The 20728-nt window shown below is 52.9% G+C and carries 18 protein-coding genes and 2 tRNA genes; 3 read left to right on the top strand and 17 right to left on the bottom strand.

The annotated features are described in order from the left end of the window. Positions 1–252: 252 nt before the first annotated feature. From coaD to thiL, 4 genes are read right to left on the bottom strand one after another with little or no spacing between them, the layout of a single operon-like run. Entirely contained in the window at positions 253–735 is a 483-nt protein-coding gene (gene coaD / locus M2118_RS05175) for a pantetheine-phosphate adenylyltransferase (protein WP_280794870.1), read from the bottom strand. Positions 736–779: 44 nt separating this feature from the next. Beyond that, positions 780–2990, bottom strand: coding sequence for an ATP-dependent DNA helicase RecG (locus M2118_RS05180; protein ID WP_280794871.1), 2211 nt, complete (start codon positions 2988–2990; stop codon positions 780–782). 26 nt (positions 2991–3016) lie between these two features. Beyond that, a complete protein-coding gene (gene rsmD / locus M2118_RS05185; protein WP_280794872.1) occupies positions 3017–3583 on the bottom strand; it encodes a 16S rRNA (guanine(966)-N(2))-methyltransferase RsmD in 567 nt (188 codons plus the stop codon). Continuing rightward, positions 3580–4587, bottom strand: coding sequence for a thiamine-phosphate kinase (thiL, locus tag M2118_RS05190; RefSeq protein WP_280794873.1), 1008 nt, complete (start codon positions 4585–4587; stop codon positions 3580–3582). The genes rsmD and thiL overlap by 4 nt, the downstream gene beginning before the upstream one ends. A gap of 23 nt (positions 4588–4610) precedes the next feature. Here thiL and M2118_RS05195 point away from each other — a divergent pair, with 23 nt between their 5' ends. After that, positions 4611–5093: a DUF3515 domain-containing protein gene (locus tag M2118_RS05195; RefSeq protein ID WP_280794874.1), complete on the top strand. Its 483-nt coding sequence runs from the start codon at positions 4611–4613 to the stop codon at positions 5091–5093. Between the two features lie 3 nt (positions 5094–5096). Here the strand turns inward: M2118_RS05195 and M2118_RS05200 are convergent, their stop codons facing one another. From M2118_RS05200 to M2118_RS05240, 9 genes are all read right to left on the bottom strand, one after another. After that, positions 5097–6194 (bottom strand): D-alanine--D-alanine ligase family protein, encoded by a 1098-nt coding sequence (locus M2118_RS05200; protein ID WP_280794875.1) that lies wholly within the window; start codon positions 6192–6194, stop codon positions 5097–5099. Next, positions 6097–7230, bottom strand: a complete 1134-nt coding sequence (locus M2118_RS05205; RefSeq protein WP_280794876.1) for an NAD(P)H-dependent glycerol-3-phosphate dehydrogenase — start codon at positions 7228–7230, stop codon at positions 6097–6099. The genes M2118_RS05200 and M2118_RS05205 overlap by 98 nt, the downstream gene beginning before the upstream one ends. Further along, positions 7227–7958, bottom strand: a complete 732-nt coding sequence (locus tag M2118_RS05210) for a lysophospholipid acyltransferase family protein (protein WP_280794877.1) — start codon at positions 7956–7958, stop codon at positions 7227–7229. The genes M2118_RS05205 and M2118_RS05210 overlap by 4 nt, the downstream gene beginning before the upstream one ends. Positions 7959–7964: 6 nt before the next feature. After that, positions 7965–9338 carry a UDP-N-acetylglucosamine 1-carboxyvinyltransferase gene (gene murA / locus M2118_RS05215; RefSeq protein ID WP_280794878.1) on the bottom strand — a complete coding sequence of 458 codons (1374 nt, stop codon included), beginning with the start codon at positions 9336–9338 and terminating at the stop codon, positions 7965–7967. Further along, positions 9335–9937 carry a 3-isopropylmalate dehydratase small subunit gene (gene leuD / locus M2118_RS05220; RefSeq protein WP_280794879.1) on the bottom strand — a complete coding sequence of 201 codons (603 nt, stop codon included), beginning with the start codon at positions 9935–9937 and terminating at the stop codon, positions 9335–9337. The genes murA and leuD overlap by 4 nt, the downstream gene beginning before the upstream one ends. 2 nt (positions 9938–9939) lie before the next feature. Next, positions 9940–11352, bottom strand: a complete 1413-nt coding sequence (gene leuC / locus M2118_RS05225) for a 3-isopropylmalate dehydratase large subunit (protein ID WP_280794880.1) — start codon at positions 11350–11352, stop codon at positions 9940–9942. Between the two features lie 9 nt (positions 11353–11361). After that, on the bottom strand, positions 11362–12354 hold the full coding sequence (locus M2118_RS05230; protein ID WP_280794881.1) for a TerC family protein: 993 nt from the start codon (positions 12352–12354) through the stop codon (positions 11362–11364). 87 nt (positions 12355–12441) lie between these two features. Beyond that, positions 12442–12517: transfer RNA gene (locus M2118_RS05235), tRNA-Glu, on the bottom strand. Positions 12518–12576: 59 nt separating this feature from the next. Continuing rightward, positions 12577–13485 (bottom strand): diacylglycerol kinase family protein, encoded by a 909-nt coding sequence (locus M2118_RS05240; RefSeq protein ID WP_280794882.1) that lies wholly within the window; start codon positions 13483–13485, stop codon positions 12577–12579. 352 nt (positions 13486–13837) lie between these two features. On the opposite strand from M2118_RS05240, the gene M2118_RS05245 reads away from it, so the two are divergent. Then, complete coding sequence (locus M2118_RS05245) at positions 13838–15931, top strand: KAP family P-loop NTPase fold protein (protein WP_280794883.1); 2094 nt, start codon at positions 13838–13840, stop codon at positions 15929–15931. A gap of 23 nt (positions 15932–15954) precedes the next feature. On the opposite strand, the gene M2118_RS05250 is transcribed toward M2118_RS05245, so the two are convergent. Further along, on the bottom strand, positions 15955–16863 hold the full coding sequence (locus M2118_RS05250) for a DMT family transporter (protein ID WP_280794884.1): 909 nt from the start codon (positions 16861–16863) through the stop codon (positions 15955–15957). Positions 16864–16982: 119 nt separating this feature from the next. Here M2118_RS05250 and M2118_RS05255 point away from each other — a divergent pair, with 119 nt between their 5' ends. Beyond that, positions 16983–17849 (top strand): LysR family transcriptional regulator, encoded by an 867-nt coding sequence (locus tag M2118_RS05255; RefSeq protein WP_280794885.1) that lies wholly within the window; start codon positions 16983–16985, stop codon positions 17847–17849. Between the two features lie 113 nt (positions 17850–17962). Here the strand turns inward: M2118_RS05255 and M2118_RS05260 are convergent. The 3 genes from M2118_RS05260 to M2118_RS05270 all read right to left on the bottom strand — a co-directional run bounded on the left by M2118_RS05260 (position 17963) and on the right by M2118_RS05270 (position 20723). Continuing rightward, positions 17963–18034, bottom strand: a tRNA-Gln gene (locus M2118_RS05260). A gap of 74 nt (positions 18035–18108) precedes the next feature. Beyond that, positions 18109–19614, bottom strand: a complete 1506-nt coding sequence (gene gltX, locus M2118_RS05265; RefSeq protein WP_280794886.1) for a glutamate--tRNA ligase — start codon at positions 19612–19614, stop codon at positions 18109–18111. Then, a complete protein-coding gene (locus M2118_RS05270) occupies positions 19611–20723 on the bottom strand; it encodes a branched-chain amino acid aminotransferase (RefSeq protein ID WP_280794887.1) in 1113 nt (370 codons plus the stop codon). Before M2118_RS05270 ends, gltX begins: the two co-directional genes overlap by 4 nt. Between the last annotated feature and the right edge of the window lie 5 nt (positions 20724–20728).

The raw sequence follows: 20728 nt of genomic DNA on the forward strand, positions 1-20728 counted from the left end.
TGGTTCTTCAACGACAACATCGACAGGCTTAACAAGCTTTTCAGGTTCGGGCTTCTTTTCTGCCTTGGGCTTGTCAACAACTGCTTCAGGTGCAGGTGCTACCTCGCGATCTACCTCTTCATTTCGAGGAAGCGAAGGGACATCGTCAAAGATGTCCTCGACCGTGTCATCAGCGTCGCTTCCGCGCGCAAAGAGCCCTTTGAGCTTGGCGCCTAGCGACCAGCGTGATTTTTCAGCCATAGATACAGAGTATTAGGCGCCTTGGAGATACTGTGCCACGACGTGGGGAACGTAGGGACGAACATCTCCACCGAGCGAGGCAACCTGACGCACCAGTGAGCTGGAAACATAGGAGTGACCGGGCTCTGGCATGAGGAAAATGGTTTCCATGCCGGCCAGGTTACGGTTCACCATAGCCATGGGGGTTTCGTAGGAAATGTCGAGCTGGGTGCGAATACCCTTGATCAAGACGGTTGCCCCCACGTCAGAACAGTAATCCACCAGAAGACCCATGCTCCAGGAAGCGACAACCACGTTCTCGCTCAGGCCCGCTTCTTCGATTGCTTCTTCAATCAACGTGACACGTTGGGCAATCGGGAGCAGCGCATGCTTATCCGGGTTGTGCACCACGACTACGTGAACCTCATCGAAGAGCTTTGTTGCTCGAGCAATGACATCCATGTGACCGAGGGTGATCGGGTCAAACGAACCAGGGACTACGGCGATCCTGCGCATGTCTCCACCCTACGCACCAAACAGTCGTCTGGGCAGGCAAAATGCTAGTTTTTGTCCAAGAAATCGCGTTCACTTTCACTGAGTCGACGCGAGATGGCCTGAGCAAGCACTGGGTGGCCAGCAAATCCTGGATCTGACGCAAGAATTTCAGCTGCCGCATCACGGGCATCCATGATGACGTCGCCGTCTCGTGCAGCACGAAGTAACCGCAGGGATGAACGCCCACCGGACTGGCTCGTGCCCAGCACGTTGCCTTCACTGCGCAACTCAAGGTCAATTCGAGCCAACTCAAAACCATCTGTGGTGCTTGCCACTGCCTCCACTCGCTCATAAGCCGTGGTTCCAGGCTGGGCATGGGTCACAAATAGTGCCAGACCGGGCACACCCCCTCGGCCCACACGTCCCCGGAGCTGGTGCAATTGAGAGACGCCGAATCGGTCGGCATCCATCACGACCATGGTGGAGGCGTTGGGCACGTCCACACCCACTTCAATCACCGTGGTGGCCACAATTACATCGATGTCCCCTGCAGAGAATGCCTGCATGACTGCATCCTTGTCATCGCTGCTCATTCGGCCATGCAATTCTGCAATGCGGCGCTTGCCGAGCAAGGGGTGCTCACGCACCAGCGCAGAAATGGACTCAACTGAAGCCTTCTCGGGCTTCACGTCGTCTGCATCGAGTTCTATGTCGTCCTCGACTAGTGCATCAAGGTCATCTTCGGGTGCCCCTGCGGCATCGATGGCAGGGCAGACCACAAAGGCTTGTCTGCCGGCAACAAGTTCTTCTTCAACGCGTTCCCACACCCGCGAAATCCAGGTGGGGTGTTCGGCGAGCGCAACAGCATGACTGGTGATTCCCGCACGTCCTGCAGGTAACCCTGCAATGACAGAGACATCAAGGTCACCAAAGACTGTCATTGCCACGGTGCGGGGAATGGGGGTTGCCGTGAGAACAAGGACGTGAGGAGTGAGCTCAGTCTTCACGCGCAGTGCCTGACGTTGCTCAACACCAAACCGGTGTTGCTCATCGACAACAACGAGCCCTAAGTCAAAGAACTCGACCTTGTCACTCAGCAGCGCGTGCGTGCCAATGACTATGCGGGCTTGTCCAGAGACTGTGCGCAGCAGTGCTTGACGCTTTGCAGCAGCAGGGAGCTGTCCTGTAATCAACGTAGGCATCAGCGCAGCAGAGAGATCTGGCCCCAACATGTTGGTAATGGAGCGTAGGTGTTGGGCTGCCAGAACTTCGGTAGGGGCTAGCAAGGCTGCCTGGCCGCCAGAGTCGGCCACCTGCAGCATTGCTCGCAGCGCCACCAATGTCTTTCCTGAGCCCACTTCGCCTTGAACCAGCCTGTTCATGGGGTGAGTTGATTGGAGATCCTCTGCTATCTCGGCACCGGTCGTGAGCTGATCTTCTGTCAACGTAAATGGAAGGCGTGCATCGAGTTGTTCGAGATAACCACCTGCCTTGGGTGCTCGAGGGGTTGCTGCCTGTGCTTTAGCTTTTGCTCGCTGGTCCAGCAAGGTTGCCTGTAATACGAAAGCTTCTTGGAATCGGAGAGTATCCCTGGCTTTCTGCCAGTCTGCGTCGGTCTCCGGCTGATGAATCTTGAGAATGGCTTCGTTCAAACTGAGCAGCTTGCGCTCATCCCTCACCTCTGCCGGAACAGGATCCGGAAGCTCGGCCCCTCCACGAACAGTGGCAAGCACAATCTCCATCACTTTGGCGATCTGCCAACTGGCCAGTGTGCTGGTGGCGGGATAGATCGGAATGGGCTGCAGTGCCCACTTGGCGGCATCTTTATCGGCAGAGTCGCGCTCATCTTCACCATCGAAGAGTTCATAGTCCGGGTGGGCCAACTGCAGAGCACCGCGATAGGCACCGACCTTGCCAGCAAAGATTCCTCGAACACCTGCTTTGAGGTCTTTAGCTCGCCATGCCTGGTTGAAGAAGGTCAAGGTCATGATGCCGCCGGAGCGACCGTCTGTGATGCGCACTTCGAGAATCGATCCCTTGCGCGCACGCATCGGACGTTCACGAACATCTAAGACCTCGGCCACGATGGTGACGTTCTCGTTCAAAGGAACGTCATTGATTGCGGTGAGCTCGCCGCGACGGGCGTAGCGCCTGGGATAGTGCGCAAGCAGGTCGCCAACAGTGCGAATACCAAAGGCCTTCTTGAGTGCTCCTGCAGTCTTACTGCCCACAACTGGCTCGAGTGCTGCATCGAGCAGGGCATCAGAGCTGGGCATACCCCCAGTTTATGGTCGGGGTCGGACTAGACCCTCGAGATCCAGTGGATAGTCGTTTCCCCATAAGCCTTTGATTTATCCAACTCCAGACCAGCTGGAAGTTCAGGCAGACCCGTTCTGGTGCTGCGCTCAAGGACGACCTCTGCATCCTCAGCAAGGTGTGGAACCAGGAGTTCAAGTGCGTGAGTCACCTCAGCTTCACTGAGCTCATAAGGAGGGTCAATGAAGACGATGTCGAAAAGTTCTGATTGTGGGTTGCCCAGATATGCGGCAACCGAAGCAACCACCACTCGAGTGGAAAGGTCATCGAGCTTGCCGGCCCCACGAATGAGTTCTGCATTTTCTCGAAGCAGTGATCCTGCTTGAGGATTCTTCTCCACCATGGTCACGCTCATCGCACCGCGGCTCAGTGCTTCCAAAGCCAGTGCACCTGTTCCGGCAAAGAGATCCAGCACACGTGCGCCATCGATCACATCCCGAGCTTCCAGCGCAGAGAAGATTGCTTCTCGCACACGGTCACTGGTCGGACGCGTCCCGTTCTTGGGCACTTTGAGTTCACGTGAACCAGCAAAGCCAGAAATGATGCGGGTCACGAGAGCTCTCCATTCCAGCCGGTGTAGGGATTCCAGCCATTCTCTGGAAGAGCACCTTCACCCATGTTCACGTGAGGCGACTCGTCCTGACCACATGCCACCACGTGACCTAGTGGAGTAAACCCCGGAGGAAGAGCAACATCTGCTGGGAAGGTCATGAGTAAGGCATGGTCTTCCCCGCCATAGAGAATGGCCTGGCGAGCACGAGCTGCATCAACACCAGCCTCAATACCAAGATGTGCTGCCAGATCATCCAGAGCACTCTCGTCGAGAACAATCACCACATCACTAGCCGCAGCAATACGGCCGGCATCCATGATGAGCGAGTCAGAGATATCCATGGCTGAAGTTGCCCCGCCCACTGCGCCGGCAACTCCTTGAGAAATGGGAGGCCACGGCGCGAGCTGGGCAGAAAGCAACAATGGGTTGGTAGTTTCTTTCTCTCCAGCAAACAGCGCAGCTAAACCAAGTCCAGCAAGGCCGAGGCGGCCTGTCACGGCGACAACATCGCCGGGCTTAGCTCCTGAGCGAAGCAATGGCTGACGGCCTTCCAGATCACCGAATGCGGTGACACTGATGGTGAGGGTGTTGGAGACGGAGAGGTCTCCCCCAACCACGCCACAGCCCGGTGCAAGCTCGAGGCACGCATCGTGGAGACCTTCTGCGATCTGCTCCAAGAAAGTTACTTCTGTGTCTTGTGGAGCAGCAATGGAAACAACCATGCCCGTAGGTTTGGCACCCATGGCGGCAACGTCAGAAAGATTCGTCGCAGCCGCTTTGATGCCAAGCTGGTGAGGTGTGGACCATTCCAGACGAAAGTCTGGACCGTGGACCATCATGTCGGTAGTGATGACAAAACGGCCATCGGGAGCCTGCATTACAGCGCAGTCATCACCCGGACCCACGATCGTGAAATCGGATTGGGGTAGGCGAGGAAAAATGCGAGCGAGGATGGCGGACTCGGACACATCAGCCAGGGTTGCGTTCACAGGAATTTCACTCACCCTCTCACGGTAGCCTGAAGAGGATGAATATTCGCACTCGAGCACTCGCCTTCGGCACACTTTCTGCTGTGCTGGGGCTATCTTTGGTTGGTTGTGCTGGCCAAGTGCCCATGACCGCAGCTCCAGATGCGAATAATCCAGAATGCGCGAACGTCACCGTTCGCCTCCCCGACACGGTCGCAGAGCTCCCCAAACGCGAAACGAATGCACAAGCAACGGGTGCATGGGGATCACCAGCTGCTGTGCTGCTGACCTGCGGCGTGGAAGTTCCGGGACCCTCGTTACTCCCCTGCGTCTCCATCAACGATGTGGACTGGATTGAGGACGATTCAGAAGCTCCGCTCTATCGCTATACAACCTATGGCCGCACTCCAGCCGTTGAGGTAGTGATCGATTCTGATGCCGTCAGCGGTACGACAACTCTGGTGGATCTTGGCGCAGCCGTCAGTGTGCTTCCGAGCACATCGAAGTGCACAGACCTCACTGACGTCTTCAGCGCAAACTAGGTCTTAGTCTTCTGCGTGGTGGGCTAGCGCCACCTGGATGAGCTCATCAATGAGCTCGGGATAGCTCAGTCCTGTTTCCTGCCAGCATCTGGGAAACATAGAGATGGGCGTGAAACCTGGCATGGTGTTGATCTCGTTGAGCACGAAGCCGTCTTTTGTGAGAAAGAAATCCACACGAGCCAAGCCCGCACCATCGATAGCTTCAAAAGCGCGGATACTCAGGCGCTGGAGCTCGGAGAGCTCGTCTGCACTCAGTGAAGCTGGGCAGACCAGGTCGATACCGTCAGCTCCGAGGTATTTAGCTTCAAAGTCATAGAACTCACGACCAGAAACGACAATCTCTCCCGCAACGGATGCGCGTGCTGGCAGGCCAGGCATTCCCTGCAGCACAGCACATTCCACCTCGCGACCGACAATGCCGGCTTCGATGAGCACGTGATCGTCTTCGAGGAAGGCTGTGTCCATAGCTGCGGCGAACTGATCCCAGTTCGACACCTTGCCGACGCCCACGCTGGAACCAGCGCGTGCTGGCTTGATAAAGACAGGCAGTGGCATCTGCTCTGCCATTGCACGTATGGCCTGGGGGCGCTTATGCCAGTCATAACGCTTGATGGTGCGCCACGGCGCAACCTCAATACCCGCAGCTTGGAGAACCGTCTTGGTGAAGTGCTTGTCCATTCCCAGGCTTGAGGCCAAAACCCCAGAGCCCACATAGGGAAGCCCAAACAGCTCCAGCATTCCTTGGATGGTGCCATCTTCACCGAAGGGTCCATGCAAAATCGGGAATACAACATCTACGTTGCCGAGTGAGCGATCAACACCATCACCAGATACCCAGAGTTCGTTGGAGTCTGCCGATTCTGGCCAGATGATTCTGGTGCCATTGTCTTCAACCTCAGGAAGCTGGCCAGGGCGAAGAACGTAGTCGTCAGGGTTAGCGCTGGCTAACGTGAATGCGCCGTCTTTTGTGATGCCGATAGGCAGCACGTCATAACGGTCAGCGTCAATCGCCTGAAGGACTCCCCGGGCTGTCGCGCAGCTGATTGAATGCTCGCTTGAGCGCCCCCCAAACAACACCGCCACCACGAGCTTGGTAGTCATCGAGGCTCCTTTCGCCCTGAGGCTCATCCGTATCCGTTGTGAGGTGAGGTGCAATGTCCTTGGGGTCGAGCGTACCCGCCAAAACCTGGCTCACCTGCTCGACAATAGGCATGTCTACTTCACGAGCACGAGCAAGGGTCAGCACTGGAGCAACCGAGGCGAGACCTTCAGCGGTCTGCTGCATCTGGTTGGTGACTTCCTTGAGGGTGTAACCCTGGCCGAGAAGGCGTCCTGCTGTGTTGTTACGAGACAGAGGGGACTCACAGGTAGCAATGAGGTCACCCAGGCCAGCAAGTCCCGCCAAGGTTTCTGCCTGCGCTCCGTATGCAACAGCGAAGTCGGTCATTTCGGCCAAACCTCGCGTAATGATTGAGGCCTTGGTGTTATCGCCATAGCCCACGCCATCGACGATTCCCACAGCAACAGCGATGAGGTTCTTGAGCACACCACCGAACTCAGTGCCGGGAACATCTGTGTTGACGAAGCAACGGAAGTAACGGTTCGAGACTGTCAAAGCAACCTGGCTTGCAGTTTCCAAGCTCTGGCTGGAGATCACTGCAGCAGTGGGCTGCTCCTTTGCAATCTCGAGCGCCAAGTTAGGACCAGAGGCAACGGCAACCATGTCTGGGCTGATAGGAAGTTCTTCAGCAATAACCTCGCTCATGCGCAGGCCTGTCTTGCGCTCGACGCCCTTCATGAGGGAGATGACGATCTGATCATCGCGGAGGAGAGGTGCGAGTTGAACTAGGTTCTCACGCAAGGTTTGGCTGGGAACACAGAGGTAAACCTGCTCAGCGTTCTTCACCGCAGCTGCCATCGAACTGGTGGCAACCAGGTTCAGAGGAAGTCGAATACCGCGGAGGTAGTCACTGTTGCGGTGAGTTTCGTTGATGTCTTGAGCAAGGTCATCGCGACGTGCCCAGAGCATGACGTCATTGCCGCCGTCAGCCAAGATCTTGGCAAAAGTGGTTCCCCAGCTACCTGCACCAAGGACAGCAACCTTGCGTGCAGGTGGAGCTACTGGCTTCTTACTCAAAACCGCCCCGTCTCGCTCTGGTTGTGTTCGGCAGGGTTCCAGCGGGTTGCCGGAGCCTTCTCACCACGTAAGTCTTCCAGCAAAGCAGTGATGGCGTCCATCACCTTGGTGGTTGCAGCAGTCAGAGTCTTATTATCTAAGGGTTTTCCTGCGAACTCGCTGAGGTCGACTGGGTCCCCCACCTTCACATCAATGGTGTGACGAGGAAAAACGTTGAGCTTCTTGGAATACCGCGCCATCACGTTTTGAGTTCCCCAGTGAGCAACCGGGACAACAGGAATACCGAGCTCCAGAGCCAATCGCACAGCACCACTCTTGCCTCGCATAGGCCAGATATCTGGGTCGCGGGTCAGCGATCCTTCGGGATACACGATCAACGCTCGTTCTTTGGTCACGAGTTCTTTTGCTGCCATCAAGGCATCTGAACTACGAGTGGAACCACCGCGTTCTACCGGAATCTGTCCCGACTTACGCAAAATCCATCCCACAACAGGAACCCTGAGGATGCTGGCTTTCGCCATAAAGCGAGGTAAGCGACCCAGGTACCAGGTGGCAACACCAATAACCACAGGGTCAATGTTGGAGTAGTGATTGGGAGTAATGACTACCGCACCGGTTTGTGGCATCTTCTCGCGGTCGTGAAAGCGATACTTCACCATGAGCCCCATCAGGGGCAAGGCGATAGCGCCGAGCAACCAAAAGATTGATGGCTTACTACGTTCACTCACGAGGAGTTACTCGCCCTCAATTACAAAGTCGGCGCCGAGCTGACGCAGCTTGGTAATGAAGTCACCATAGCCACGGCTGATGATGCCTACGTTGCTCACACGAGAGGTACCCTTGGCCGTCAACGCAGCGATGAGATGGCTGAAGCCACCACGGAGGTCGGGAACTTCAATGTCTGCACCGTGGAGTTCAGTGGGGCCAGAAATGATTGCAGAGTGCTGGAAGTTACGCTGCCCGAAGCGGCATGGGTGACCGCTGAGGCAGTCACTGTGCAGTTGAATGTTGGCGCCCATTTTGATGAGTGCGTCAACAAAGCCAAAGCGCTGCTCATAGACGGTCTCGTGAACAATCGAAACACCTTGTGCCTTGGTGAGGGCAATCACGAGAGGCTGCTGCCAGTCGGTCATGAATCCAGGGTGCACGTCAGTCTCAATCACAACAGGCTTGAGCTCGCCACCGGGGTGGAAGAAGCGGATACCGTCGTCGTGGATTTCGAACGCGCCACCAACCTTGCGGAAGATGTTCAGGAAGGTGAGCATCTCTGCCTGCTGAGCACCACCGACGAAGATATCTCCGCCAGTAGCCAGTGCAGCTGAAGCCCAGCTGGCTGCTTCGTTGCGGTCGAACAGTGCGCGGTGGGTATAGCCCTCGAGCTTGTCCACGCCTTCGATGCGAATGACGCGGTCAGTGTCGACCGAGATGATGGCACCCATCTTTTGCAAGATGTTGATGAGGTCCATGATCTCTGGCTCAATAGCTGCACCAGAAAGTTCCGTCTTGCCCTTAGCGCGCACGGCAGTCAGGAGAACCTGCTCTGTTGCTCCCACGCTGGGGTAAGGCAAGGAAATCTTGGTGCCGACCAGGCCTTCAGGAGCGGTCATGCGAATACCGGTAGGCAGCTTCTCAATGACAGCGCCGAAGTTTCCGAGAACTTCTAGGTGGTAGTCGATAGGACGGTCACCAATGCGGCAACCACCGAGGTCTGGGATGAATGCTTCACCCAGGCGGTGCAGAAGTGGACCACAGAAAAGAATAGGAATACGGCTCGAGCCTGCGTGAGCATCGATATCCGTCATGTGTGCAGATTCAACACCGGCAGGATCAAGGTTCAAGGTTCCGGCAGCAACATCATGCTGAACCTTCACACCGTGAACTTCAAGCAATCCCTTGACCACGCGAACATCGCTGATGTCAGGAACATCACGCAGTTCGCTGGGGCTTTCACCGAGGAGAGCAGCAACCATGGCCTTGGTGACCAAGTTTTTAGCACCCTTGACTTCGATGCGACCAGATAGTGGGTGGCCACCATTGATGGTGATGGTGTCTCCGGAGAGGCCTACGCGTGCGCCAGCGGCGCGGGCGTCGTTTGCAACGGTGTTCATGCATGCCTCACAGGAAGGGTCTTGGGGCGCCAGCCTTCACGCTTCGCTTCGAAGTCAGTGATGGCCTGCTCGTTACGCAAGGTTAGCGCGATGTCATCGAGTCCTTCGAGCAAACGCCAGCGAATATAGTCATCCACTTCAAAGGGAACAACCAGGTCGCCCAGGGTTGCCTTCTTCTCAACGAGGTCCACGGAGAGTTCAACTCCAGGCTGGGCCTCAAGTGCCGCCCACAGCTTTTCGCAGTCTTCCTCAGAAATAACACCGGTGAGCAAACCTTGCTTACCTGAGTTACCGCGGAAAATGTCTGCGAACTTGGGAGCAAGAACAGCATCAAAACCGTAGTCACGCAGTGCCCAGACAGCGTGCTCGCGCGACGAGCCCGTGCCAAAGTCTGGACCGGCAACAAGAACGCGTGCACCTGAATACTCAGGCTGGTTCAAGATGAACTCAGGATCCTGACGCCAGTTAGCAAAGAGTGCGTCATCGAAACCGGTCTTTGTCACACGCTTGAGGAAAACTGCAGGAATGATCTGGTCAGTGTCCACGCCACTGCGACGCAAAGGGACACCAACTCCGGTGACGGAAGTGAATTTCTCCATGACTAGCCTTCCAAATCTGAGGGGCTTGAGAGCGTGCCGCGGATAGCGGTTGCTGCAGCGACCTGTGGAGAGACCAGGTGAGTGCGTCCCCCCTTACCCTGACGGCCTTCAAAGTTACGGTTCGAGGTGGAAGCGCAACGCTCCCCCGGTGCGAGCTGGTCAGGGTTCATGCCCAAACACATCGAGCAGCCAGCAAAACGCCACTCAGCACCAAATGCCTCAATGATCTTGTCGAGTCCCTCAGCTTCTGCTTCGAGACGAACTCGAGCTGATCCAGGAACAACCATGACGCGAACGCCATCTGCCTTCTTCTTGCCGTCAACAATGGCCGCGAAGACGCGAATGTCCTCAATGCGGCTATTGGTGCAGGAGCCCATGAACACCGCGTCAACTGGAACATCCTTGAGCTTGGTGCCTGGTGTGAGATCCATGTATTCGAGGGCACGTTCAGCAGCTGCACGCTCGTTAGGGTCAGAGAAGTCAGCAGGTGAAGGAACGACGTCGCTCAGTGACACACCCTGACCTGGGTTAGTACCCCATGTCACGAAAGGTTCAAGTTCATTGGCGTCGAGGTTAACCTCGGCGTCGTAGGTTGCACCCTCGTCGGTGGGGAGAGTCTTCCAATAGGCGACTGCCTCATCCCAGTCAGCACCAACGGGTGCGTGAGGACGGCCTTCGAGGTAGTCGAAAGTGGTCTGGTCGGGAGCGACCATACCTGCACGAGCACCTGCTTCGATGGCCATGTTGCAGATGGTCATGCGACCTTCCATGGACAGAGCTCGAATAGCGGAACCACGGAATTCGAGAACGTATCCCTGACCACCGTTGGCACCGATCTTGGCAATCACCGCCAAGATGATGTCCTTGGCAGAGACACCTGGCTTGAGGGTTCCCTCCACGTTGATAGCCATTGTCTTGAATGCTTTCAGAGGCAACGTCTGCGTTGCCATGACGTGCTCTACCTCACTGGTACCAATACCAAAGGCCATCGCGCCAAAAGCGCCATGGGTCGAGGTGTGTGAGTCACCACAGACCACGGTAATACCGGGCATAGTCAGACCCAGTTGTGGGCCGACAACGTGAACGATGCCCTGTTCTAGGTCGCCGAGAGAGTGAAGGCGAACACCAAATTCTTCCGCGTTGTTACGCAGGGTCTGAATCTGGACGCGGCTGGTCTCATCAGCAATGGGCTTGTCGATGGCCAGGGTGGGAGTGTTGTGGTCCTCAGTTGCGATGGTGAGGTCCAGGCGGCGGAGGGGACGTCCGGCCTGGCGCAGTCCATCAAAAGCCTGAGGACTGGTTACTTCGTGAACGAGGTGGAGGTCAATGTAGATGAGATCGGGGGTGCCGTCTTCGCCTTTGACGACCAAGTGGTCGTCCCACACTTTTTCCGCAAGAGTTCTTGGTTTGTTCACCCTGTAATTCTACTTCGTGTGCGAAGTAGGTTCTGCAGAACGCATCTTGATCACGCTGGCAATCGTGGCCACGGCCATCGAAGCGACAATGACCAACAGTGAGGTGACAGTGCTGATTTCAGGTGCCCACTCAATGTGTTGACCGCCATTGATAAAGGGCAGCTCATTCTCGTGCATCGCGTGAAGTACCAATTTCACGCCAATAAAGCCCAAAATGAAGGCAATTCCATATTTGAGGTATTCGAGTTTGTCGAGCAGTCCACCCAGCAAGAAGTAGAGCTGGCGCAGCCCCATCAGAGCGAAAATGTTGGCCGCGAAGACCAGGAACGGACTTGTTGTAATTCCGAAAATGGCCGGAATGGAATCAAAAGCAAAGATGACGTCGGTCACAGCGATAGTGATGAACACCACGAGCATGGGGGTGAACATCTTCTTTCCGTTGTGAACCGTGCGAATCTTGGCCCCATCAAAATCAGGTGACATCGTGATGCGCTTGCGCAGGAAGCTAATCAGCTTGCCTTCAGTCTCTTCTTCGTCCTCGTGCGAGCGGAAGGCCTGGTGATAGGCGGTGTAGAGCAGGAACGCGCCAAAGATGTAGAAGATCCAGGAGAAGTTCTCGATCAGGGCAGCGCCCAAGACGATGAAGATACCGCGCAGAATCAGCGCCATGATGATGCCCACCATCAGCACTTCCTGCTGATACTTACGAGGCACTGCAAAGCGACTCATAATGATGACAAAGACGAACAAGTTATCGATGCTCAGGCTGTATTCCGTGAGCCACCCGGCATAGAACTGGCCTGCATGCTCGATATCTCCCAGAGCAAGAATCGCGCCACCAAAGGCAACGGCGAGGAGCGCATAGAAGCCCACCCAGAGAGCAGATTCCTTCATGGAAGGGATGTGTGGACGCTTGAAAATAATCAAGAGATCGGCAACAAGAATCGCCGTCAAAATAACAAGCGAACCAATTTCAAACCACGCGGGGAGAGCACCATCCATAGTGCTTCAAGGCTACCGGTAAGAACGCTGAGAATTTCCTCAAAGAATAAGCAAAAACCCCCGCTAGAAGGCGAGGGTTTTTGTCGTTGGTGACCCCAACGGGATTCGAACCCGTGTTACCGGCGTGAGAGGCCAGCGTACTAGGCCGCTATACGATGGGGCCGTTTGCGACGTGTCAATAATGCCACAAGAACTTATCGCTCGCCAATCGAGGAATTCAGGCTAGATGAACACCCTCACGGCAGCAGGAACAACATCCACATGAACCGGGAGTGCCCAGACACGTTCGCCGTCTGCATAGGCCACGATTCCTGGGGCATCAAGAACGACTGTTTTTCCTCGTTCGATCAACACTTCTGGCTCAGAAACATGGGTACCAGCAAAGACACGAGGAAATAGTCTCAAGAAACGAAGCCGTGACAATGGTCTCAGCACAAACACATCAATTAAGCCATCTCGCATGCTGGCTTCAGGAGTTACTCGCATTCCCCCACCCATGGTGGAGTTATTTGCCACAGAGATCAACATGGCAGATTCCTCGCGCTGGACACCATTAACAGTCAATGAATAACGCACGGGCTTGAGTGCAAAGAGTTCCAACAGCAATGCCAACGTGTAGCGAGACTTCCCCTTGGGCCAGTGCATAGCGTTTGCTCGTTCATTCACAATGGCGTCAAAGCCCGCGGACAAAATGCTGGCAAACCAACGAACCTCTGAGCCATCCACACTCGTAATGCGGCCCAGATCAAGCCGTTCTGGTTCACGAGAGAGCGATTCCACCATCAGTTCAATACACCTGGTGAGATCCCCCACAGGCAAGCCAATCCCCCGGGCAAGGTCATTACCGGTTCCTGCTGGAACAACTGCAAAGGGCACAGAGGTCTGGGCAACCATGTTGACCGCAAGTGAAACCATGCCATCTCCGCCGACAACAACAAGAGCTTCTGGCGTGAGGGTCAGAGCACGATTGAGTTGACCTCGGAGCAGGTCATAGCTCTCTGCCCGAAGTGCGGTAACGCGATAGCCTGCGGTTTCCAGTGCCGCGACAGTTTGATCACCTGTTTGTAAGTTCTTCCCAAAAGCTGCAATGGGATTAATCGCCACAACAACATGGCGGGCAGAAGTAGTCACTAGAGAAAACTAGCTTCTTCTTCCCAGTTTTGCGCGTGAAGAACTTTCCATAGCTGAAACCCGTTAAGCACGGCACCAGCAAGCGGCGCAACGATAAAACCCAGAACAGACTCAGAGGAAGCCCGCCACCGTAAATGGCTTTAGCTAACTTGCGTACGGGATTGAAAACCTTTAGGTGTGAAAGAGTGCCAAAAGTTAAAACTAAAACGCCTGCATTCGCAAGGGTTTTACTTATATATCGATGGACTTCTTGTTTCACGATCCAAATGTCGTTTGTTTGATTGCCCTGTGAATTTGACTCAAAGTTCTCAGAAGAACTTATTTCCGACTGTAAAGCCCATAAATTAGTCGAATGAGTGATTCAAACCCTCCGCATGCTGCTCCGCCCACCGATTCACCAATCTTGTCATCCGTAGAAGATGAATTAGGTCGTGCGATAGTTGCACATGATTTCGCCGCATCCATCCGCGAACTCGACGCTAGTCAAGGACTAGTTATTGGAATTCTTGGGTCATGGGGGCATGGTAAAAGTTCATTCATTAATTTAATGAAAGAGCACTTTGAAACAGAGCCTAAATTAACTGTTATCGATTTTAATCCTTGGATGTTCTCCGGTTCAGAGCAACTCGTCAATTTCTTTTTCACAGAAATTGGAGCGGAACTCAAAATACGTAATAGCAATCTGTTTGCTAGAACTGCCGATTGGTTCGCAAAATACGCTTCAGTACTCAAGCCAGTTTCACAGATGACACTTATCCCAGGGGCAGGATTAGTCGGCGAAGTGATAGCAGCTACAGCACAAGGTGTTGCGGATACAACCAGCGCGAATCAGAGTGTTTCAAAACTCCGCGGTGAGATCACCGCTGAACTATCCGAACTGAACCAACCAATAGTCGTTGTGATTGATGACATTGATCGACTTACAAAAATCGAGATACGAGAAATCTTCAAACTCGTTCGACTTACAGCAAGCTTTCCGAACATTATTTATTTACTTGCGTTTGACAGGAAACTTGTCGAACAAGCACTTAGAGAAAATGACATTCCAGGGCGCGAATATTTAGAAAAGATTGTCCAACTTAGCTTTGACGTTCCGAAAGCCTCACCAAAGCTCCTCAGGACTAGGGCTCTTTCTGAGCTTGACCGAATAATTGCACCTGTTACAAATGCATCTCCGGAAATAACTCGCTGGGGTGATGTTTATTGGGAAGTAATTGACCCATTATTTTCAAATATTCGGGATGTGAAACGATTTGCAATTTCTTGTCGGGCGACAATTAAAAATTTGGCAGGTGAAATCGACTTAGTGGACCTACTGGCAATGGAAGCAATCCGAGTCTTCCGACCTGAACTTTTTAATCAGCTATCTAAGCTTCGTATTGAACTTACAAGTATTCGTAACTTCGCAAGACAGCAGGACGATCGTAAGCAAAAGGCAGTAGAAAATTTAATTGAACTCCTACCTGAAGATATTGCTCTTATCAGGGCACTGTTCAAACGAATATTTCCTGCCGCGCTTCAATATATAGAAAACAACAATTATGGCGAAGATTGGCTAAGAATTTGGCGACTGGCTCATCGCATGGCACATGTCGACTACCTCAACATGTATTTCGAAAGGGTAGCCCCGGACGAATTATTGGCATTCCAGGATTCGGAACGTGCGTTCACAGCGTTGGAAGACGCGCAAGCCTTAACGGCGTATTTTTCAAGTCTCAAAAAAGAAAAACTTGAAACCGTCATTGAAGGCCTTACGACTTATGAAGATAAATTCACTCCTGACATGGTGGTTCCGGGGTCTTTAGTGCTTTTGAACTTAATAGATGCAATCCCGGTAAGAGAGAACCGAGGAATCTTTGACATAAGTAGGCCAGACATGACTGTAGGCCGTGTCGTTCTTCGTCTTCTGCGCCGCATTGAAGAAGAGTCGAAACGAGAAATGTTCGTCACTCAAATAATCGAACGAGTTGATACGTATTCGTCACAGCTTCTCCTCCTCAACCTTGTTGGAAACCGAGAAGGTGTTGGGAATAACCTCGTTAGCGAAAAGTTTGCAGAACAACTAGATAAAGATTTTGCTAATCGTTTGCAAAACTTGCCCCCATCAGAACCATCACGTGAGTGGGACGCATGGAGGATCTATTACAAACTGCAAGAACACTTTCATGAACCCCCGCTGACTTCTCAGGTAAATCCAGTTCTCCTCAGAATGGTGTTTTTGTCATCAAAGACAACCTCACAAGCCCAAATGATGGACTCTCGCTCCGTCAAAACAGAAGACCGTCTTGCTTGGGATATTCTCCTGGAGTTGTTTGGCACAGACGTAGAAATTCAAAATTCTGTCAATGCAATACGAAAACGCCTCGGAGAAGATGAAGTTATTCAACTCGCTGACAAATATTTGTCAGGTTGGCGGCCTCAACAAACTTTCCCGACAACCGATTGACCTGGAATTATCTGAATAATTATTCAATCATCTTTATCGCTTGGAGGTCGCAATCTCACTACTTTCTGAGTTATGAGAATTCCCAAGACCGTAATAACACCGCCAACGGGTTGATTCCACGAAACATCTTCGTTGAGAACCACAACACCCAGGATTACGCCGATGAGCGGTGATAAGTAGGTAACAGTTGACGCAGGTGCCGCTCCCCACGAATTGACTATTCGCGTGTTCCAGATATATGCAATACCAGAACCAAAAATTCCGAGAATCAATACAGACACAATTACTAGCGGACTGAATGCAATTACATTGATATCGATAAATGGCACAAATGCAACCATCAACAAAGCTGCAAGACCGACTTGAACCGCGGCAAGCGTTGGTGAATCGTATTGAAACTTTCCGCTTACAAACCTTCTCATCCAGGTGAATGCGATTCCGTAACTTGCAGTACCTAGAAGACAGGCAATTTGGGCAAAACCAGTCCCTTGAATGGGATTGGCGGAATCAAAAAATTGCCATGGTCCCAAAACGGTCAAAATACCAATTCCTCCAATAAATATTCCGATCAAACGGGAACCATTTAGTTTTTCATTAGGGATGATTGCAAGCCCAATGAGCAAAGTCATAAGTGGGGTTGTCGCATTGTAAATTGCGGAAAGCCCTGAGGGAATGAACTGTCCTGCCCACGCAAAAAGCAAAAGTGGCAAAACGCAAAGGAATATGCCCACCACAGCAAGGTGGAGATATAACTTAGGTTCCCGAGGAAGGCGACGACGGGTGATGAGCAAAATTGCCATCAAGGTGATCGCACCAAAACTAAGTCTCAGCAGAACTAAATATGCGGGAGAAATTTCTTCCAGGGCAAGTTTGATGAATAAAAAACTTGAACCCCACGTAATCGAAAGCAAAATGAACCAAAGTGCTGTCAATTGTTTTTGTCTGGAGTACCGGCGCAAAATTCCCCCTAAAAATGCTGACAGTTCTAGAGTTCGTTACGTACTCACCAAAGTGGAAATCGACTTTCCTTATTTAGCTATAAGGTTTCCTTATGGACTTTACGCTTACGCAACTCCGTGCGTTCCTCGCAGTAAACAAATTTTCTGGTTTTACAGCTGCTGCGGATGAAACAGGGGCTACGCAAGCGGCCCTTTCCTATGCGGTCGCCGGACTCGAAAAAAGTCTGAACGACAAATTATTTATTCGCCAACCTCGGCTCGAGTTAACAGAACTAGGTAAGCAAATCCTCCACAAAGCCCAGGCGATTGTTGAGGCCGCAGATGAATTAGAGCGCGTTTCAAACGAATATTCATCGAATAAACAAGGGAGCATAAGACTCGCGGCTTCCACAACAGTGATTACCGGACTCATCCCCGATCTCCTTAAATTTTGGAACCATGCCTTTCCAGAAATTGTCGTAACTGTGCTCGAAGCTGAAGACGACGAAATGCCGAAATGGCTATCTGAAGGAATCGTAGACGCTGCCATCCTCATCAATCCAAGTTCTGTTGATTCAGCGGCAATAGTTATCGCTGAGGACGAATATAAAGCAGTGATTCGTCTAGACCACCCTTTATCGGGAATGAAGTCGATCAATGTCGAAGATCTAATGATAGATCCAATACTGATATCTGATACAGGCTGTAAGTCAAAGGTTCTGAGTATTTGCAGAGAAGCAGACCCAGATTTTCAGCCTGAACAAGAAATACGAGAACTCAAGACTGTTTTCGAACTTGTAGAAGCTGGCATTGGTGTTTCTATCGTTCCAGGACTCGCAGAAGTATTAGCCAATGACCAGCTATTACTTCTCCCACTCGAACCTATCCATACTCGATCACTTGTCTTAACCGGTCCAGAAAATAGGCGATGGTCACCGATCGTCGAAGTACTTATCGGACAAACAAAGTCCAAGAGCTAGAGCCCTTTTTCGAGGTACATAAACAATCTATATATTTGAAACAAAATTCAGCTTGTTTGGATAAATCAATTCATTAAACGAGAAAACCCTCGCTTTTGCGAGGGTTTTACTTGCTGGGGTACCTGGACTCGAACCAAGAACAAAGGAACCAGAAACCTTCGTGTTGCCAATTACACCATACCCCACCGGGTCCGAGACAAGCCCTGAACCGACTCCCTAGCCTAACCCACGAGGGGCAGACTAAACAAACTCACCGCTCCTAGCGTTCGTTGAAACGAACGAGTCGATCAATGGTGTCTTGCTTGCCCAAAATCTCCATAGATTCAAACAAAGGTGGAGAAATGCGGCGACCAGAAATGGCGGTGCGCAAAGGCCCAAAGGCAATACGCGGCTTGAGTTCAAGCCCCTCAATGAGAGCAGAGTTCAACGCTTCCTGAATGACATCGTGGGTGAATTCTGCTTCAGGAATGAGCTCTAGTGCTTCGACGGAAGCTGCAACTACAACCGAAGAATTCTCAGGCAACCCCTTGAGTGCATCTTCTGCATAGGTGATCTGTGAGGCAGGAGTGAACAGGAATTCAAGCAGCTCAGGAGCTTCGCTGAGCACATTCATGCGGGTCTGCACCAGAGGTGCAGCAGCAGCAAGAATCTCGAGCTGAACATCGGTGGGGTCGTTCGAAAGAACGTTGCCTGCCTGCAGATAAGGAATCATGCGAGCCGTGAAGTCCTCCACGGTGAGCAGTCGAATGTGGTCGCCATTGATGGCGTCCGCCTTCTTCTGATCGAAGCGAGCAGGGTTGGGGTTCACGTTGACCACGTCGAACGCCTTGACCATCTCTTGAATAGAGAAGATGTCGCGGTCGTGGCTCAGCGACCACCCCAACAGAGCGAGGTAGTTGATAAGTCCCTCAGGAATGAATCCACGATCACGGTGATGGAACAAGTTCGCTTCGGGATCACGTTTAGAGAGCTTCTTGTTTCCTTCACCCATGACATAGGGAAGGTGACCAAACCGAGGAATGTGAGTGGTGAAACCAGCGTCGATCAGTGCGTGATGGAGTGCAATCTGACGAGGTGTCGAAGACAGCAAGTCCTCTCCACGCAACACGTGAGTCACCTGCATGATGGCGTCATCGACAGGGTTGACCAGCGTATACAGCGGATCACCGTTGGGGCGAACCACCACGAAGTCAGGGAATGAACCAGCTGGGAAGGTGATTTCACCACGAACGAGGTCGTCAAAAGTGATGTCTTCGTCTGGCACGCGCACACGAAGTGCAGGCTGACGACCCTCGGCACGGTAGGCAGCCTTCTGCTCCTCCGTCAGGTTGCGGTCAAAGTTGTCATAGCCAACCTTGGGGTCCTTGCCTGCAGCAAGGTTGCGAGCTTCGATCTCTTCAGGAGTAGAAAAGCTCTCATAAACGCGACCAGTAGCCTTGAGCTTTTCAATGACCTCTGTGTAGATGTCAGAGCGCTGTGACTGGCGGTAGGGCTCGTGAGGTCCACCCACGTTGATGCCTTCATCCCAGTCCAGGTTCAACCAAGACAGGGCGTCAATGATCTGCTCATAGCTCTCTTCGGAGTCACGAGCTGCATCGGTGTCCTCGATGCGGAAGATGAACTTTCCACCAGTGTGGCGTGCGTATGCCCAGTTGAACAAGGCTGTGCGCACGAGTCCAACGTGAGGCGTTCCGGTTGGTGAAGGACAGAAGCGCACGCGGACGTCGCTCCCCGTCGCCGTGGAGAAGGGGTAGTTAGTTGTCATGCGTCGAGTCTGACCATCCAGCCGTGACGGTCAGGAAGGCGACCGTATTGAATATCTGTAAGTTCCTTGCGCAGGCTCATAGTGAGCTCTCCTGCAGGTGCATCAGGGTTGCCAACAGAAAGACCGTTTGCACCAATGAGCTGACCAATGGGAGTAATCACAGCAGCAGTTCCGCATGCAAATACTTCAGTGATCTGGCCGGAGGCAACGCCTTCCTTCCACTCTGAAATAGGAACAGTGCGCTCCTCAACCTGGAGACCACGGTCTTTAGCCAAAGTGAGGACACTCTCGCGAGTAATACCCTCCAAGATAGTTCCGGTGAGCTTGGGGGTCACGATCTTGCCGTCCTTGTGGACGAAGAAAACGTTCATACCGCCGAGCTCCTCGACGTTGGTTCCGGTTTCGGAATCCAGGAAAAGAACTTGAGCACAACCATTTTCGTAGGCCTCAACCTGTGCGGTCAGAGAAGATGCGTAGTTTCCACCGCATTTGGCAGAACCCGTTCCCCCCTTACCTGCACGTGAATACTCGGTGGTGAGCCAGATCTTGACGGGAGAAACACCCTGCGCAAAGTATGCGCCGGCAGGAGAAGCTATCAAGTAGTAGCCCACCTTGTGTGCTGCACGAACACCGAGGAATGTTTCGTTCGCAATCATGAAGGGACGCAAGTAGAGGCTGGTCTCGGGAGCAGAAGGAACCCACTTGCCATCAACAGCAATGAGCTGCTTGATGGACTCAATGAAGTCAGGAACAGAGAGTTCAGGCAATGCCATGCGGCGTGCAGAACGCTGCAGGCGCAGAGCGTTTGCTTCGGGACGGAAGGTCCAGATGGAATTATCGGCATGGCGGTAGGCCTTGAGGCCTTCAAAGATTTCCTGGCCGTAGTGCAGCACAGAAGCAGCAGGGTCCAGAGTCAAGGGACCATAAGGCTGCACGTGTGCGCCATGCCAGCCCTCATCGATGGTCCAGTCAATGGAGACCATGTGATCAGTGAAGTGCTTGCCAAACCCAGGATCTGCCAAGATTTCCTCGCGTGCAGCTTCAGCGCGAGCTGACGTCGATGGGGTCAGGGCGAAGTTCAGAGGAAACGTCGATGTTTCGTTGCTCATGTTCT

The organism is Aurantimicrobium minutum (assembly GCF_029892845.1).
Lineage (GTDB): Bacteria > Actinomycetota > Actinomycetes > Actinomycetales > Microbacteriaceae > Aurantimicrobium > Aurantimicrobium minutum_B.

Coding starts and splice junctions, on each gene's coding strand:
- M2118_RS05270 (WP_280794887.1), bottom strand. CDS start 20,723: ATGAGCAACGAAACATCGACGTTTCCTCTGAACTTCGCCCTGACCCCA.
- gltX (WP_280794886.1), bottom strand. CDS start 19,614: ATGACAACTAACTACCCCTTCTCCACGGCGACGGGGAGCGACGTCCGC.
- M2118_RS05195 (WP_280794874.1), top strand. CDS start 4,611: ATGAATATTCGCACTCGAGCACTCGCCTTCGGCACACTTTCTGCTGTG.
- coaD (WP_280794870.1), bottom strand. CDS start 735: ATGCGCAGGATCGCCGTAGTCCCTGGTTCGTTTGACCCGATCACCCTC.
- M2118_RS05245 (WP_280794883.1), top strand. CDS start 13,838: ATGAGTGATTCAAACCCTCCGCATGCTGCTCCGCCCACCGATTCACCA.
- M2118_RS05255 (WP_280794885.1), top strand. CDS start 16,983: ATGGACTTTACGCTTACGCAACTCCGTGCGTTCCTCGCAGTAAACAAA.
- M2118_RS05180 (WP_280794871.1), bottom strand. CDS start 2,990: ATGCCCAGCTCTGATGCCCTGCTCGATGCAGCACTCGAGCCAGTTGTG.
- M2118_RS05230 (WP_280794881.1), bottom strand. CDS start 12,354: ATGGATGGTGCTCTCCCCGCGTGGTTTGAAATTGGTTCGCTTGTTATT.
- M2118_RS05200 (WP_280794875.1), bottom strand. CDS start 6,194: ATGACTACCAAGCTCGTGGTGGCGGTGTTGTTTGGGGGGCGCTCAAGC.
- murA (WP_280794878.1), bottom strand. CDS start 9,338: ATGAACACCGTTGCAAACGACGCCCGCGCCGCTGGCGCACGCGTAGGC.
- leuD (WP_280794879.1), bottom strand. CDS start 9,937: ATGGAGAAATTCACTTCCGTCACCGGAGTTGGTGTCCCTTTGCGTCGC.